The following is a 16,309-nucleotide window of genomic DNA, read 5'->3' as shown; positions in this document are numbered from 1 at the left end:
ACCTACTTTCATATTTTTATACTATTATATTTTTGTGAAAGTATAAATCCATATTTAGGTAGGTACAAAATTATTTTATACCTACCCCTTATTTTTTTTTAATTCGATCACCTGTTTAACTGTATTTTTCACTAGTTTTTGCTGCGCAGGTGGTAATGAAGCGACTTTTTCTTCTACCATCTGGTTTACTACTTCATAAATATTAAGACCTTGAAGTGTAGCGAGTGCTGATATTGCTGCATGTGTTTCTATAGAAATTCGAATCGATTTTGGTAAATCTTTTGTAGTTAGCTTTTTCTTGGGTTTTACAAACATCAGCTCATCCTCTGGGAAACTACGTTTTTGTTCTTCTTGGTTTTCAGGTAGAAAGTTTTCCGATCCTTGAGTTTTCTTCTTTCTGTTTTTAATCATACCCAGTTCTTCTTTGGCGATATTGTTATTCATGTGCTTATTTCATTCCTTCCAAAATTTCAATTCTCTCTTCAAGTTCACTTGCAATATTTCGATATACATTGTGAACATTTTTATCATGTATATCTTTCATATTATAGGTGATTCCTGTTCTGTCAAACCTTTTTAAACGAGCCATTTGTTTAATGATATTACTAAATACATTTGGTTTGCCGAAGATCTCTACAGCTTCCTGAAGAATATCCTTATCAATTTCATTGCCATTTTGCATCAGTACAGGTAGCGCCCCAACGATTTCTAATGTAAGTTCATAATCATCGGCTAATGAAAAAACATGTTCAATGTACTTCTGAGCACCCTTTAGGGACCTTTCTTGTGTCTGTAATATAACCATAACATAATCGCTTGCAACTAAGGCACTATCTGCAAACTTATTTAGTTGTGGTGGAACGTCAATTAAAATATAATCATATTTTTCTTTAATTGCATTTAGTTGCTTTGCGAAATATGTATCTTGTGAATAATCATCATCAAAATTCTTGAAGAGAAATTTTTCATATGTTTGTAAATCTTCATAAGAAGGCAATAAATCTAACTTCGGTAGCACATTAACCAATGCACTTTCTAAGTTTGCATCTATTAGAGCCATCGCCAATGTTTTCTTGAATTCCGGTTCAATTGAATGTACTTTCTTCATTGTATTAAACAGTAAATCTGTAGCATTTGCTTGTGGATCTAAGTCTACTAATAAAGTGTTTTTACCTTGGGTTGCAAAAGTATAAGCTAACATTACTGCATTAGTAGTTTTTCCAACTCCGCCCTTGAAATTCCCTGTTGTAATAACTTTACACATTTTTCCGTCACCTCATAAAAAAGTTTTTTATACTTTCATAATCTTATACTTTCATTTTACACTATAAACTCAAACTAGTAAAGTATAAAAGTATAAAATAACATTCTCGTTTTTTTGTAGTGTGAGATATTACAAATTAGATAGTTATTTACAAATAAAAAAACTTGTTGTAACGTTATAGACAACAAGTTTCTCAACACAATACGATTTAGTTTGATAATATACATAAAAAATTCGAAAGAATTTGTAGGATATATAAAAGACACATAAACATAAACAAAAACAAATAAAAAAAGAACGGTAGTCTAATTGAGAAACTGCCTCTCATTTAGACTTTAAGAAGTAGATCTGCTGGAAACATTTCTACTTCTTGGTGAATACAATTTGCTGGAAACATCTTGTATTCCATTTACGTCACTGCCACACCAGTGAGTAAACTTCCCAAACCGTTCTAATTAACTATGCTATTGAGATATGAAATATCTCTTATTAGTATAGTTAATTAGTGTAGATTTGTAAAGATAGAAACCCTTATTTAAGTGCATCTATAAGCGTATTTAAGTATGGATTTTTCTGCCTTTGTGTACAATTCGGGAAGTCTATTTATCAAGGTGAGCAGTGATATAACTGCTCACCTTTTTTTGTTTTAAGTCTAGTAGAAAGGAGACCTAACATGAGTACAGCACAGAAAGCTATTAATCTTATTCTTCACAATGGTGTTCGTAAATATAAATATCAAAATTCAAAAGCTGCACTTGTTTCTATTGCAGCTCAAGAAAAACTTGAAAAGAAGATTCTAAACGGTAAGAAAAATAAAAAAGGCTCTATCTTTATTACACGTAAAAAAGAAGATTTAAGTGCGAAATTCGGGACTCGTGGTGTGGTATTAACGAGTGAAGAAGCTGTACTGGATCATGTTGGACAAGCGTCTCACTGGACACCTAATGTATATAATTTTGGTACATATAGCGAGAATGGTCTTCGTACTATTGTTGGCCATACAGAAAAGAATTTACAGCAAATTAATTGCTTTGTAATCGATATTGATTCAAAGTCATTTCCTATGACAGCGATTAACGATGTTGCGTTAAACGCTGGTTTTGGTGTACCTACAATGATTCTAGAAACAACAAAAGGTTATCAAGTGTATTATGTGTTGGATCAAGCTGTATATGTAACAAATAACAAAAATTATATTGCGATTAAATCAGCAAAAAGAATTTCTCAAAACTTAAGAGAAATGTTTGCTGAGAATTTGCCTAAAGTTGATTTGACTTGTAATCACTTTGGTTTCTTTAGAATGCCTTCAGAAGAGAATATCATTATGTTTTTTGAGGAGAATGTATATTCTTTCAAGGAGCTGCAGGAATGGAGTAAACGACAAGATGATAATAAAGGCAAAGAGTTTTTTGCAATTCAAGGAGAAAATAACGTAATTGAAACACCATTTTCTAAAAACAAACCTGTAGAACAACCAAAACAGGTAGAAGAAGCATGGTTTAAGCAAGTAATAAATTGTACGAATATAGCGCCACGACAAACAAAAGCAGGGCGTAATAATGCGATTTTCACGCTTTCATTAGCATGTTTTCAAAGTGAAGTGTCAATTAAAGAGACACTAGATATGATGGATCAGTTTAATAGTAACCTGGAACAACCTTTAGATCATGCTGAAGTTAGAGGAATTGTCATGTCTGCATATTCAGGAAAGTACCAGGCTGCACATAAAGATTATATTGATCGTCTACTTCAAACATATGCGACACCTGGACAAGCTAATTCGTTTAGATCACCAGCTACGTTTTGGAGAAAACACAAAAAACAACGCCAGGATCGAGTACGTTCTCATTGGCATGAGTGGGAAGCGGATATTATTGCTTTCCTGTCAATGAATTCTAAAAATAAACCTGTGTTATACTTTACACAAAAAGAGCTATGTGAAGCGATTAACATCCCTAGAAGCACCCTTAACATTGTTTTGAAGAAGAGTAATAAAATATATAAGACTGTTGAAGGAAAAGGGAAAACAGCTAAAACAGGCTTTTCAACAATTGGCATGTTAATTTCATTTGCATTACGTGAAAAAGGGCGAAAAAGAGAAAGTTATTTAAGCTATTTAAACGAGCTGTTCCCCCAAATGGGTAATATCTTACTACAAGCAAAAAACAATAGCGCTATGGCAGAAGAAACGGTGTCATATAGCCTAATCGAAGGGTTACCTGCTGGCTAATTTTTAATTGTCCACTGTGCCAATACATAATTATATCTTCGATACATTTTTGCGAGGGATAGCTATAGCGTTATATGCTTAATACTTACAGGATTAGTCTTTGTTAGGGGATATTTTAAGGTATTTATGTTTCTGTACTCTTTATGGTATGTGAAATTATATAAACTGTTTTAGAAATCTATTCTATTGGTGGTGTGCTATATGGGTAAAAATTATTCTATAGATCGTGATAGTAAGGGACGTTATAGGCATTCTTTTGTATTTATGAGGGGGACTGATGTAGAGATTAAGCTACTTGGTCATGAAAGTTTGTTAAAAGGGAAAGTTACAACAATTGAGGAATATTATTGTGTCTTAGATGTGGAGGGGGATGGTGATCCTTATCAGGTAACTGTTAACTTTGCAGAAATACAATTTATAAGACATGAAGAGTTTTTGTCAGTTGAAGAAAGATCGCCTAATTATACGTCTGAAGATAAGGAAACGTCATTTGTGTTTGGGGTAGGGGAAAAGATAGCATGTGTTTTTAAGGATGGAAAGCGTATGAAAGGTTTTGTATTATCTGAGGGTGCTTATTATCTTTATATCAAAACAGAGAAGGGTAATTTTTATACGATTATGAAGAGTGCTTTATCTTATATTGCACATAGTCAGCATACTCCATTGTTAAATACTAATGATTTTTATACAGAGGAAATGAAAGCAGCTGGTTATGTAAAGCCAACAGAGTATGTCTTTTCTGTAGGGGATCAAATTACAGTGTTTTTTGCTAGTGGAAAGAAACTAGCAGGTGTAGTTTTGGACGAAAGCAAGTATTGGGTATTGTTGCAGTCTCAGAAGCTCCAGTATACGGTCTTAAAGGGTAATTATCTATATTTTAAGCATGGTATTTATAGGAATAAACCTTATCTGTATGTGGCTAATAGAAAGCTGAAAAAGGAGTTAAGGAAGTCTAAATAAAATATGCATAATTGCATATCTATTTTTCTTGTTTCATCGACAACATTTGACATAATTTTTGGTATAATTATGTCAAATGTCATATATTAATATTATCTTTAATAGATATTTAAGGGGAATCCTTGTTTTGAATTGAAGGGGAAATACTATGAATCGAGTACTTAAGAGAGAAGATGGAGCATCAGAAAAGATATTTAAAAATTTCTTGAGTGAAATTATTGATGAGATTGATTTCCAAAAAAAGAACCAGGAGGATATTGCTAAAGAAATTGGTATTGCCCCTGGAACTTTTTCGAAGAATTTAACAGGGAAAACTCAATTTGGTTTTTGGAATTTAGTTAAATTATTGGACATATTATATGAGAATGACATTAACAAAAAGCGTAAGATGTTATGTGCGTTTTGTTCTGTTACAACAAGCAAAAAGAATCTAAGAATTGCTATGGAGTATGCAAATGCTAAAGGTGATTTACTGTTATTGAAATTTATTGTAGACCAGGAAAAGAATTCATCTCTTGCGATGAATCGAGAATGGGCATATGTATATGAATTAGTATGGCAGCGTAGCAGCGGTGTCATTGCAAAACAAGAATTGCTAGATAAACTCGAAGATCGTAAAGGTAGTAAGGTTATTAAAACAAAGGAAATGAAGGTTTTGTATGGCATATTAACTTGCTATACTATGTGTGATTTAGAAACTTACACCTCATTATTTGAATATGCTGACGTATTACTACCAAAAGTTGAAGATATATCCGATAGTTTTATTAAGACAGCTTATTTAGGCAGAATAAAAGAGTGTTTGTCATTTGCTTACTTAGTCCAGGACAAACTTGAAAATCTGAGAAATACATGTCATGAGATTTTAGAACTAGAAGATCCTGAGAGTTGTTTTAATCTTTTAAGGGCATCAGCGCTCGTATATTTAGCGGAGTCATTTACTTTCGAGTGTTACGATAGTGCATCTAAGTATATAAAAGAGTCCCTGGAACAATTAGAGCCATATTACTTTGAAAGAGAGAAGCAAAGGCGACAAGAAATTCTTAATACATATGCATTTATTAAGCTAGTTAATAAAAAAGAATTGGATAAAATCAAAATATATCATCCTGCTGAGGAATCTTTCTTAGAGATCATTAAGGGGAATTACAAAAATGCAGTTACTATTCTTAATGATTTAGAAAAGAAAAATGGTTTTTTAACTCCAATGCAATATTGTTATTTGGGAATAGCGAAAAATGATATTACTTTAATCGAAAAGGCAATTGAGCTGTTTGAGTGTGCTGGTAATAGGTTCTATTGCAAGTTCCCTAAAAAAATGGTGGTAGAATTTAATAAAAATGGTATAATATATGAGGGTGGTGCTATATGAAGAAATTATTATTTGTATTAACAAGTATAGTTCTTGCGGCAGGAATTATTTATACTGCTGCTGGTAGTAAAGAGCAACCAAACAATATAGTGAAAAAAGATTCAGAACAATTATTAGTTAGAATGGGAGATCCCGGTGGTGGAATCGGGTAACCTTTAAATAATTTGAATGCGATTGTCTCAATAGAGGCAATCGCATTCGTTGTTTTTAGGGATATTTCCTAAATATCGAATTTGAAATACGTGAAATCTTTGTGAATAATTCACAAACTAATAACTAAACTGAATTATGATTTTAAACTATATTGTCATTGTGATTTATTACTGTGAAATTATTGTGAAAATCATTAACAATTTATGAATTAAGTGTTAAAATGAGAACAAGTGTTCTTGTTTACGCTCTAATCTTTTGTATTTGTGAAATGTTTGTGAAAGTAAAAAAAAATCCAGGTCATCTGATAGATTGATAACAAAGGATTTTCCGAAGATCTTTATTATGTAATTTGGTTAGATGTTACAAATTTTAAGAAAATATGGATTGACGACATTGTGCAATCGGTGTAATCTTGTTTGTGAAAGATTGTTTATCAGAACATCTAACAAGCGAACTACTTACAATTACATAGTATATGGGCAGAAAGCAATAAGAGCGGCAACTCTTATCACTTTCGACCTTCTTAAAACAACAAGGGTGTTTTAGAAAGGCCGCCCACTTTGATGAAGCATAACTAGATGCAACATCAATAATATTATACTGTTTCGTGTGTTTATACAAGGGTATACTTGCGCGATTTTACTGCCAAATATTATTGGTTTTGTTCAGTTATTCTTTAAAAAGTGGTTCTTCGGTTATGAAGAAAAAGGCGTAGACTAAAACATTAGTTTACGCCTTTTTTGTTTGTTTATCCGTTGACGACCGTATTGAAAATTTTATAATGCTCATCTTGATATTTTTGTTTAAAGTTTATGTGATTCTAGGTTGAGTTGAAAGCTTGTTGTTAGGTGAAACGGTCGATCCTGAGAAAATCGGCTGTTAAAAATAAAAACTAAAGATTGGAGAAGATGTTCATGCGTACGAAAGAATTTAGCAAAAGGACACATAGAGTTAAAGTTGTGCAAGAAATGGATGCTGGTGCGTTAGTAAGAAAGGCACACTCAATTAGCACGTTTCATGGACAAGAATATATCGTTTTAGATAACGGTAATCTATATGATCCAATACGGAAACGTGAAGTTCCATTAGCAAGAATATATAGGTATATCAAATGTGTAAGAAACAGCTATGGCGTTATAATTGCAAAGAAATCTAATACTTGTGCAAAATTGATGGAAGTTAAATTCATTAGAAAGTCAAAGAAGGTGAGCTAATATGAAAGTCACTGAAGCATACTGGGAAGAAGCTGTAAAAATGTTTTACAAAAAACAAGAATGGCAATGGAAAAGAAAGCAATTTAGTAAAGAAAAATCAAAGAAACAGTAAACATACAATTTGATCATTTTAATTGTGCATGAAATTTAAATGCACCAGGGATCATTTGAAATCTTGGAATCGACACGAGTTGGTGATGAGGATTTAATCCTAAGAAATAATAACCTTCTTTTTTCTAGTTCGATGATCCTAATTGTTCTTTGAAAAATGTATATAGATGCTGGGGGAGTGCCACGACCACTGTTTGCCACTCCATTTCGTGAAAAAGGAGAAGAAACACACGAATAAACCCTGAGGGTCATAAGTACCGCTTGTAAGAAAGCAACTAGTGGTGGTCTATTTTGTAGCAATGACAATAAGTCTACAAATTACTTAAAGGGCTGTACATCAAATCATAGCGCCATGACGGATTATTCTCGAGCGAATATATGATTGTACAAGCATTCCTTTAACGAGTGGGCGAAACGAGACTAATCGCCACGTTTGTAAATGGAGAATCTCCTTCTTGCATTTATGAATGTATAAATATAGACCTTTGATTTTTATTCATTTCATAATTAAAAATTGTTTTATGCAGAATTAAGTTGATCAAATATCATTTGTATGAAAGGGTAGCTTACTAAAAGTTTGAACGAGCTACATATAAAGGGAGTAAGAAAATGGGAAAGGGACACCGTGAAAGGTATGTGAAAAAAATTGCAGGTGTTATCACAACAAAAAGAAAATATCCTACTGGATATTTAGTGGTTGGTGAATATAATTTAAGTTTAGAATTTCAGAATGAAATTATAGATGTGTTAGATCATGAAGAAGTAATGAGTTGTCATTTGGATTTCAGTAAATATAATAGTGAAGCTGAATGTCTTGTTGCCTTAAAAAAGGCAAAAAAGCAATTAGGCGAAAGTAGAGACTCTGGAAAGATTTTAATTTTAGTTATTACTGCATTTGATTGTCTTACTAAAAAGAATATGGATGCGGTGAAACAATTAATTGGTTGTAAAGCTATTGGTATTAATCTGTTTATTAGTGCAAATGTACCATTGGTTCATTTAGTTGGATTAACTGAATACATGATTACGTTCGATCCAACAGCTAAAGTCTTATCCGAGTTTTATCGATATAGTACACAACAAGTTATTTTTTCACTATATAACGAAGCTTTAGTTCAAAACAGTAGTAGAACTAGGGGGTGAGTGAGCTGAAAGTTAACTTGCAAGCTAATAAAATCTTAAAAAGTAAAAGCATTAGTGTAGGTTTTTTTGAATTAGATGAACGTTATAGTTTAGGAAAGAAAATTACAGTGTTTTGTAATAACTTAAATGCTCTCTATACATTTACAGTTTTTAATATCACATTAGTCAAAAAAACACATTGGGTTGTACACTTGAAATAAGATTCACTGTGCCATAGCGCTATAGAAATGAAATAATAAGGTCTCGTATGTTGATATAATGATATAATAATGTAGTTACTATCAATAGGAATGGAGAGAAGAGACCATGTTTAAGAACATGAAGTTATTATCAATCTTATTTGCATTAATCATTATGATTCTTTCAGGATGTAGTAATAATTCACTACCTTTTCAAAAAGGGGAAAAATATAAAGAAAATGATGGAGCTACATTTATAGAAGTACAAGCAAATAATGAATGGAAAATGCATCGTGGTAGAGATCGTGCTAATGAATATGCTTTGTATAGGGTAGAGGAAACGGAGTATAAGGCTGGAAAATACGCTGTAATATCACTTTCATTAAAAGAAAAGTTTGGTAAAAGCGATCCTTTACTTCTTTCAAATGGTCCTGAAAAATATTTAGTCTCACCAACTGAAAAAGGTATATCTATTAAGAGAGTAGACTTGAAATCAAATAACTATTGGGAGAATTTCCAAAAGGATTTTAAGGAAGCCAAAGACAAAGAAGCCTTCTTAAAAAAAATATCAGAAGGTAAAACTCGTAAATATGAAAAAGTAAACTGAAATAAATGCTAGAGAGCAGAATCATTTTAATGGTTCTGCTCTTTTTTATTATCGCGGTTACGCGTAGGGATGGAGGAGGGACAGAAAATGTTTGGCCAAGATCATTTAATATTTTCAGCTATGCTAAAATTTACAGTTATAACGACTTTATTATTTAATGCAGTACTTATGTGCATTATTTCTCTTATTAGGGGATAATCTAGCGATGGAAAACATCAAATCAACTATAAAAGACGCTTGTTTGTGGTTGTTGGTTTTGGGTTTAATCACTTTAACCTGGTTAGGAATTGAGAAAATGATTATTACAATGCTGTTAGGCTGAATATATATTTTTGTTGCAAACTCTTTTTACATGATTTGAATGGAGGAGAAAATAATGAATATTATTGTGACATTTCATCTTGTAAGTGGCTTGAGAAGATCAACTGTTGTGCAGGCGGAAAATATTGAAGATGCAAGTGAATTTATTAATGGTGAATTAGAAGATGGATTCGCGTTATTTGATATATATAAGATGAATGGTGATGAATCATTCAGTTTAGTCAATGAGGGAGTAGAGAAATTTGAAGTGTATCGTAGGCACGTGATGTGTACTGATTATGAAGTGCAATAATTTTATTTTAAGGAGCAGATCCCTTTGGGCTGCTCTTTTTACTTTTTTAGGAGGTGATTAATATGGTATCCGAAATAAAAAAACAAGATTCACCTAAAGAAAGGATACTTACTCTCATTAAAAATGAAGGGATTAATGTGAGAGAAAGTTTTAACCTTTCACTTTTTTATCCAAATGTGGGCGGGAATTTAGAGGAAAAGGTGTGTTTAGATGAATTTGCAGTAATGACTAACAGCAGCAAGGCTATTACGAGTGTTTTAGTTCCTAAATTTACGGATATGAATGAGAAAGAACAGGCAATTGATCTTGCTTATTTACTTGCTGTTTATATGGTACGTAAAGAAAAGAAATGGTTAAGAATGTTTAGTTTAAACTCATATATAACATCAAGAATAGCGTGGAAAAAGGCTGAAGAAATTTGTATAGAACAAAAAATTATTGAACCACCTAAGATACAATTGAAATTTTTCAAAGTTGAAGATAGTGATTTTCAATTACGAAAAGAGATAATTTTAAAAGAAAAAAGCAGAGAAAAACCGATATACAAGAAAATATTTCAATGGGGCTCAAGAGTCTTTAGGGGATATGTTGCTTGTTGGATGCTTGTATTATTTATATGGGCCTTACAATTATCAGGGGCTATAAGTTATTTTCCATTCATAAATTTCATTTGTGAACCTAGTCAAATGGAGCAAGTAATGAATGGACAAGAAATGAGCTTTTTGGTTAGAAGATTCTTTTTTGCTTACATTATTACTTATATTTATATACATTCTATAAAATTTCTAATTGTAAGAGAGCAGAACCACTAAGGATCTGCTCTTTTTTTAGTAGTTGTATATAAGAGTGGAGATAACAGTTATATGATTCCTCCGTTCCCCATTACTTAAATGATATAACATAGTTATCTCTACTTTTATGTACATCTAAAAATAACTAGGAGGGGTTGAGATGAAGAAAATGAAGAAAGTTAAGAGATGTAGGAAGTGCCAGGGCAAAGGTTTCATATTCGGTAAAAATCACATAATAAAAGAAGGGGCATTTGGATATGAATCACATGAATATGGTATAAAGGTCACATGCTCTGCTTGTTTTGGGAAGGGTGTGAAGTAGTAGTTGTATATAATATAGGAATTTAGTATAAAGTATAAGTTTATAAAATATATTTTTATAAATATGGAGGTTTATAATGTCAGTTTGTAATGAGGGAATTCATGAGATCTATACTTATGGATTCCTTTTTTATTCTAAAAATAAAGGAATTGTTTTAGATGATGGAAATAAAGAGTATCCAATTGATGCAGCAGAAGTACTTTTGGAAAAAGAATATGTGTTTATAGAAGAATTAAGCAAGCTAGATCCATTAAAAATACCAGGGTTAAGAGCAAGAATTAAATTGCATCACAATTAAATAAAACTAAAAAACCTATCAAATATTTGGTAGGTTTTTTAGTTTTATTTAAAAGGAGTGATTCAGAATGCAATACGCGATTATGGCGATTAATGAAAATCTAAATGTATTAATTGATGCAGTAGAAGTAAGTGCTTTAAACGATTATGGCCAAAGAGAAGATGAAGTGAAAGTTTGTCCTTTAGAAGATGATGTACAACAATTAAGAGTTGTTTATGGCGTATTTATGCCACAACCTAATTCTGAAAGAGAAAAGATTATTAAACAAGTAAAAGAATCAGTTGGTTATATTATTAGCCATATTGAATTAGAACAAGACTCATGCTGTATCGTAGATATGGAGCTAGTAGACATTGAATTGTACGAGCAGTATGGAGAAGGGACTTATAACCCAAGAGGGCAGTATATTCCTTTTGCAGCGTTAATTCGTACAGATCATGCGATACCTCAATTAAAAAAACGAGCCATTACATCGTTTTTAAGGTATGGGAATATGGGAGCATTGACGAATGTTTTAAATCGATTCGGAATTTTTTCTATCCGAGATGAAGAACGAAGAATAAAAAAAGAAGTTACCGTGGAGGGATGGAAAGAGTTCATCGATGAATCAAGGGTTATGAAAATTTTAAATACTCCCAAATGATTTTTGGAAGAAACAAAGTGTATAGCGCTATGTTTCTTTTAGCCGACTACAAAGGAGGATTATATGAAAGTAAAAGTAAGGAGTCCAACATATTCTTTTCTCTCACATGAGGTTTAATCCTCATTGTTCTGAAGAGAGGAGGAATATGCTTGTGGCTTAGAAAGAAAATCAGTTTATTATTTGCTGTTATTCTCTTGTTTGGGAGTTTTGCTGATTTTGTCTCTATAGGACATGCAGAAAGTACAGCAGATCAGGCGCAGGCTCAAAATAAAAAAAACGACGATGTAACTGTGCTGCAAGAGAAATCGGATATGGCCAGTGAAGGATTGTCTCCAAATGAAGTAGTTGTTGCGAATGGAAAAAAAGGTAGTAATCTCTTTGACTTTGAAGCGTTTATTAAGCCTTCAGACATTGTAGATGGAACAGCTCCTTTTGATTCGAACGATGAAGCTGGTAATGATTCTAGTCCTAATAATGGCATTGTAAGGACGTTTGATACAGTAACATATCCATTGAAGGTGACGATTAATCCTAAGAAGAAGGAAACATTGAAAAATATTAAGATGAAAATCACCGGTACATTAGAAAATGGAATTACAAACAAACGTGTAAATGCAAAATTTGCTGTTGGCGGTAAAGAGGATTTGGAAAAGGGAATTGTTTCTTTTGAAATGGAATACACGTTAAAGGAAACAGGTAACTCTTTAATGATCCCTGTTACAGTGGAAGTACAAGGAGCAGAGCATGGCCTGAAACTAAAACCTAACATTAAAATCCAGATTATAAGTGTAGATGGAAAAGATATTGTAAATGAAAATGTATCACAATCGTTTGATGATATTAGGCCTGTAACTACTTCGGGAAAGGTAAATGTTAAAGCAAGATTAACAAATGGTTATTTAGGTGTAGGGATCAATAAACTAAGGTATGCAGCTTATAACAAGAATCTAGAAAAGGGAGATAACTCTGAAATATTCCCTGTAGTATTAGATTTATTTATTACTAATTTACCTAATCGTAATGACCTAAGAGGAGCTACGTTTCCGAGTGGAAAAATAAACTATCACTTGGATTTTAGTGGGAAAGTTGTGTGGGATCAATCATCAATAGAAGATCGAATTTTAAATTTTGAGGGAGAAGATACTCCGATTAAAATTTTTAATTATCAAGCTGTCGATAGTGTGAAAACAAAAATACCACAAAAAAATACGGAGAGTTTTGAACTAGGTCTAGCTAATTACATTGATAATTATACTATTTATTCCCCTAGTCCTATATCATATATTCCAAAAGAAAAATGGAATGCTAGTGATATTGGGAACTATACAATTAACAGTGTATGGGATAGTGGTATAAATAATTTAGAAAAACCTGAAATCTCTAAAAATAAAGTGAGTTATAAAGGAAGTATTAGTGACTATTTGATTGGTTCTACATTTCCAACTGGGATGTCTCATACACGGGATTATCCTTCATTTAGAAAAAACGAAAAAGGCTTTTCATCAACACGTTTTTTAATTCATACGCCAAATGAATATGCTCCTTTAAACAAAAATAATATGGTTAATAAACATAATAATGTTTATTATGAAGTTAAAGTTACGGTGGATTCTTATGAAGATAGTAGTGGGAATATAATTCCTTACAATAATACAGGAAAAACGACCCTTATTGACAGAAATAATCCCGCTGGTTCATATTCTTTACAAACTACATTTCATTCACAAGATGGAAAAGAGCTTGGTACACCATATGCGGGATACAGTGTAGTATCTAAAGGGGATCCAACAGTTATTTTAGGACAAGATGTAAGAATGGTTGCACATTTGAACGTTCGTCGTATAACTGATGGAGGGGCAACTGTAATCTATAAATGGAACTCCGATTCGTTCTATTTAACAAAAGAAGGTAGTAAAGCCGCGATACAGGAAATATTTAAGCGTGGTTATATGAATCCTTTAGGAGAACGAATAAGAAATAGTGAGAATCAGAAGGTTTTTTTCGGGATAGCCAAGAAGAAAGATAATTCTTTTGAAAGCTTAACGCAAAATCAAGTGGAAGACTATGATTGGTACAATACCTACGATGAGGCCAGAAAACATGGTGAAGTTGCGGCTATACAACAAGATGTAAATGTTGCTATTGGTAATGGAGAGATTGGGGCTACCAATATACGTTTAGCAGTCAAAACGAAAAAGATTGGTAGTGTCAACGAACAAGGAACACCTAATATAATCGTTACAGCTGCCGATGTATATCCTACAGCTGATAGAAAAACACGTTATCGCGTTCGTTCAGATGGGAAATACATTAACTATACTGAGTATGATGAGTTTGGTAAGTTGACTAAAATCCAATCACCTGTAGGGTCTACAGTTAACTTTGAAACGTTAGGAATCATCAATAGTGAAGTCAGCTCTGAAATTAAAACAAATAAAACTACTTACTATAGTTCGGACAATGTGAAGATTACAGTTGATAATCTTATTAAATTGCCTGACACAACGGATTTTAGTTCCTTATATGAAAAAGTAGAAATGAGGGTGAAATTACCTAAAGGGCTAGACTATGTTCCTGGAACGGGGACATATGGTGATAAGGGAATTGAGCCGAAATTAGAAGTACATGATGATGGAACAAGTTATCTCATTTGGTACGATATTTTGACGAAGGGAAATCCTAATCTTAAGAAAGTTAATTTTGAAGCTAAAATAAACCCTGTATTATTACCGCCAGGAAATCAAACAGGATTAACAATTGAAAATACAATTATTAGTCCTTCAGATACAAGAAGCGAAAAATTCCGAACAAGTTCTAAGAATATTTCAATTGTAAAAATCGGCATGGTTGGCGTAAGTGAGACAATCAAAAATACTATAGGGAAAAGAAATAGTGACTATGAAATAGGTATACAACCATACACTACGATTCAAGATGAGTCGCAAATCAAAGCATTAACACATGTTCCAAGAAATAAGGATGAAAACGGCTCGTTGTTTAGTGGGATAACTTTTTTAAAACAAGTAACACTAGAGAATCCTAATAACAAAAAGGTTGAAATTTGGCTAAATAATAACTATATTGAGTCGAATAATCCGAATAAAATTGACTTAAATTCAAAGGGATGGTACAAGTACTCAGGAAATCAAGACTTGTCGAAAGTGACCTCTATATTACTTTATGTCAATGATTCCTTAAGTAGTAGTGATGTCGTCAAAATGAATCTTGTATTTGGAACACAAGGGAATGAGTTTGGAGATCGATATGTAAGTAGCACAGTTGTAAATACTGCTGTAGATTATAAGCTATCTCCAATATCGAATAAAGTAAGATACACGATTATGGCGGATGCAACCATCGGATTGAAAAAGATCAGAATTTATACTGCTCCTTTTGATTCTGAAAATGGATTACCAGTTACCGTTAATGTGGATAAGGAAATCACTTATTCAGACTCAGATAAGGAATTGGTATCTATTCAACTATATGACAAGGAAGACAAGATACTTGTTGATAGTAAGTCTTTTACAATCAAAGAATTGCCGGATGAAATATCCTTTAAGGTAGATTCAAAGTATTTGAAGAAAAATACTAAGAAAAATTACGAAGCTAAGATTGAAAAGTTTAACAAATATTCTATGAAAGTTTTAGAGGGAAGTATCGATACGGATGGTTATACATCATCTGAAGAAGTAGTAAAGGTAAGCTCCCAAAACTCTGATAAATTAGAGTATAAAGGAGTAGTAATGACCCAACGTGAGTCAGGTATGGAAATGGAAAAATACTATGAAACACTCACGATTCCATTAAAACCATTACCTAAACAAAAAACAGGTTATGGATATGATTTGACTACAAAGGCTAGTTATACAAATGAACTGGGAACTACTACGGATATTAAAGCACAGTCTGTAATAGATAAAGCTTTAATCGATACTTATTTAAATTATGAGCAAAAGGATGGTAAAACGGTTGTTCCATTAGAAAATACTAAGAAAACAATTGATCAAAAAACTACTGATTTTATTTTTGAGTTGCCACATGTCAATGTGGAAGAAAAAACGGGTGCTTTGTTTACAGATAAACAAGTAGAGAGTAAGGATTCTCATATAAAATTCAAACTGAAAGATGGGAAAAGGAAGCTATATATTCCAATCTGGGCTAATCTGGGTAACTATGATATTCAGGTAAACTCTATTGAGCCTATAGGTGTGAATAAAGTGCAATTCCGTATAGCTCATAATATGAATGTATATGCGTATATGTATGGGACCATAGGATCTAAAACAATCAAAGAAGATGAATTGCTCTTAGAACCAGTTGATCCAAACAACCCTTTCCCGAATGGCAAACCGAATGGTTGGTCAGATGAAGATGTCGCTTGGTTGAAGCGATAGGAAAGGAGTTGA

General features: G+C 32.5%; 15 protein-coding genes. 13 read left to right on the top strand and 2 right to left on the bottom strand.

Features of this window, described 5'->3' with window-relative positions:
• Nucleotides 1–81: 81 nt before the first annotated feature.
• Together MR058_RS19100 and MR058_RS19095 are read right to left on the bottom strand one after the other, a co-directional pair.
• A complete protein-coding gene (locus MR058_RS19100) occupies nt 82–444 on the bottom strand; it encodes a hypothetical protein (protein ID WP_094374130.1) in 363 nt (120 codons plus the stop codon).
• A gap of 4 nt (nt 445–448) precedes the next feature.
• On the bottom strand, nt 449–1,264 hold the full coding sequence (locus MR058_RS19095; protein WP_094374128.1) for a ParA family protein: 816 nt from the start codon (nt 1,262–1,264) through the stop codon (nt 449–451).
• A gap of 673 nt (nt 1,265–1,937) precedes the next feature.
• On the opposite strand from MR058_RS19095, the gene repS reads away from it, so the two are divergent.
• The 13 genes from repS (at nt 1,938) to MR058_RS19025 (ending at nt 16,297) form a co-directional block, all read left to right on the top strand.
• Nucleotides 1,938–3,494 (top strand): replication initiation protein RepS, encoded by a 1,557-nt coding sequence (repS, locus tag MR058_RS19090; RefSeq protein ID WP_094374126.1) that lies wholly within the window; start codon nt 1,938–1,940, stop codon nt 3,492–3,494.
• Nucleotides 3,495–3,695: 201 nt separating this feature from the next.
• Nucleotides 3,696–4,454, top strand: coding sequence for a hypothetical protein (locus MR058_RS19085; protein ID WP_162533117.1), 759 nt, complete (start codon nt 3,696–3,698; stop codon nt 4,452–4,454).
• A 148-nt stretch (nt 4,455–4,602) separates the two neighbouring features.
• The gene (locus MR058_RS19080) at nt 4,603–5,826 is read left to right on the top strand and encodes an AimR family lysis-lysogeny pheromone receptor (RefSeq protein ID WP_094374122.1); all 1,224 of its coding nucleotides are present in this window, start codon (nt 4,603–4,605) and stop codon (nt 5,824–5,826) included.
• Nucleotides 5,823–5,978, top strand: coding sequence for a hypothetical protein (locus MR058_RS19075; RefSeq protein WP_204082014.1), 156 nt, complete (start codon nt 5,823–5,825; stop codon nt 5,976–5,978). The genes MR058_RS19080 and MR058_RS19075 overlap by 4 nt, the downstream gene beginning before the upstream one ends.
• Before the next feature lie 915 nt (nt 5,979–6,893).
• A complete protein-coding gene (locus MR058_RS19070) occupies nt 6,894–7,193 on the top strand; it encodes a hypothetical protein (protein ID WP_162533116.1) in 300 nt (99 codons plus the stop codon).
• Nucleotides 7,194–7,913: 720 nt separating this feature from the next.
• Nucleotides 7,914–8,447 carry a hypothetical protein gene (locus MR058_RS19065; protein ID WP_094374118.1) on the top strand — a complete coding sequence of 178 codons (534 nt, stop codon included), beginning with the start codon at nt 7,914–7,916 and terminating at the stop codon, nt 8,445–8,447.
• Between the two features lie 306 nt (nt 8,448–8,753).
• A complete protein-coding gene (locus MR058_RS19055) occupies nt 8,754–9,233 on the top strand; it encodes a DUF5512 family protein (RefSeq protein ID WP_094374115.1) in 480 nt (159 codons plus the stop codon).
• Between the two features lie 376 nt (nt 9,234–9,609).
• Nucleotides 9,610–9,846, top strand: a complete 237-nt coding sequence (locus tag MR058_RS19050) for a hypothetical protein (RefSeq protein WP_094374113.1) — start codon at nt 9,610–9,612, stop codon at nt 9,844–9,846.
• Nucleotides 9,847–9,908: 62 nt separating this feature from the next.
• Nucleotides 9,909–10,658 (top strand): hypothetical protein, encoded by a 750-nt coding sequence (locus MR058_RS19045; RefSeq protein WP_094374111.1) that lies wholly within the window; start codon nt 9,909–9,911, stop codon nt 10,656–10,658.
• A gap of 139 nt (nt 10,659–10,797) precedes the next feature.
• Nucleotides 10,798–10,959 (top strand): hypothetical protein, encoded by a 162-nt coding sequence (locus tag MR058_RS19040; RefSeq protein ID WP_162533112.1) that lies wholly within the window; start codon nt 10,798–10,800, stop codon nt 10,957–10,959.
• Nucleotides 10,960–11,035: 76 nt separating this feature from the next.
• Nucleotides 11,036–11,257, top strand: a complete 222-nt coding sequence (locus tag MR058_RS19035; protein WP_094374109.1) for a hypothetical protein — start codon at nt 11,036–11,038, stop codon at nt 11,255–11,257.
• Nucleotides 11,258–11,324: 67 nt separating this feature from the next.
• Nucleotides 11,325–11,900, top strand: coding sequence for a hypothetical protein (locus tag MR058_RS19030; protein WP_094374107.1), 576 nt, complete (start codon nt 11,325–11,327; stop codon nt 11,898–11,900).
• A 149-nt stretch (nt 11,901–12,049) separates the two neighbouring features.
• Nucleotides 12,050–16,297, top strand: coding sequence for a fusion protein (includes pXO2-28-29-30) (locus MR058_RS19025; RefSeq protein ID WP_162533177.1), 4,248 nt, complete (start codon nt 12,050–12,052; stop codon nt 16,295–16,297).
• The last annotated feature ends 12 nt before the right edge of the window (nt 16,298–16,309 follow it).

It is taken from the genome of Bacillus cereus group sp. BfR-BA-01430 (assembly GCF_022663115.1).
Taxonomy (GTDB): Bacteria; Bacillota; Bacilli; order Bacillales; family Bacillaceae_G; genus Bacillus_A; species Bacillus_A cereus_BD.
The sequence above is the reverse complement of the archived record's forward strand: the minus strand, read 5'-3'. Positions and strand labels throughout refer to the sequence as shown.

Bases quoted from the DNA above. Each gene is read 5' to 3' on its own strand.
- MR058_RS19035 (WP_094374109.1), top strand. From the start codon at position 11,036: ATGTCAGTTTGTAATGAGGGAATTCATGAGATCTATACTTATGGATTC.
- MR058_RS19085 (WP_162533117.1), top strand. From the start codon at position 3,696: ATGGGTAAAAATTATTCTATAGATCGTGATAGTAAGGGACGTTATAGG.
- MR058_RS19065 (WP_094374118.1), top strand. From the start codon at position 7,914: ATGGGAAAGGGACACCGTGAAAGGTATGTGAAAAAAATTGCAGGTGTT.
- MR058_RS19095 (WP_094374128.1), bottom strand. From the start codon at position 1,264: ATGTGTAAAGTTATTACAACAGGGAATTTCAAGGGCGGAGTTGGAAAA.
- MR058_RS19030 (WP_094374107.1), top strand. From the start codon at position 11,325: ATGCAATACGCGATTATGGCGATTAATGAAAATCTAAATGTATTAATT.
- MR058_RS19055 (WP_094374115.1), top strand. From the start codon at position 8,754: ATGTTTAAGAACATGAAGTTATTATCAATCTTATTTGCATTAATCATT.
- MR058_RS19045 (WP_094374111.1), top strand. From the start codon at position 9,909: ATGGTATCCGAAATAAAAAAACAAGATTCACCTAAAGAAAGGATACTT.
- repS (WP_094374126.1), top strand. From the start codon at position 1,938: ATGAGTACAGCACAGAAAGCTATTAATCTTATTCTTCACAATGGTGTT.
- MR058_RS19100 (WP_094374130.1), bottom strand. From the start codon at position 444: ATGAATAACAATATCGCCAAAGAAGAACTGGGTATGATTAAAAACAGA.
- MR058_RS19075 (WP_204082014.1), top strand. From the start codon at position 5,823: ATGAAGAAATTATTATTTGTATTAACAAGTATAGTTCTTGCGGCAGGA.
- MR058_RS19080 (WP_094374122.1), top strand. From the start codon at position 4,603: ATGAATCGAGTACTTAAGAGAGAAGATGGAGCATCAGAAAAGATATTT.
- MR058_RS19040 (WP_162533112.1), top strand. From the start codon at position 10,798: ATGAAGAAAATGAAGAAAGTTAAGAGATGTAGGAAGTGCCAGGGCAAA.
- MR058_RS19070 (WP_162533116.1), top strand. From the start codon at position 6,894: ATGCGTACGAAAGAATTTAGCAAAAGGACACATAGAGTTAAAGTTGTG.
- MR058_RS19050 (WP_094374113.1), top strand. From the start codon at position 9,610: ATGAATATTATTGTGACATTTCATCTTGTAAGTGGCTTGAGAAGATCA.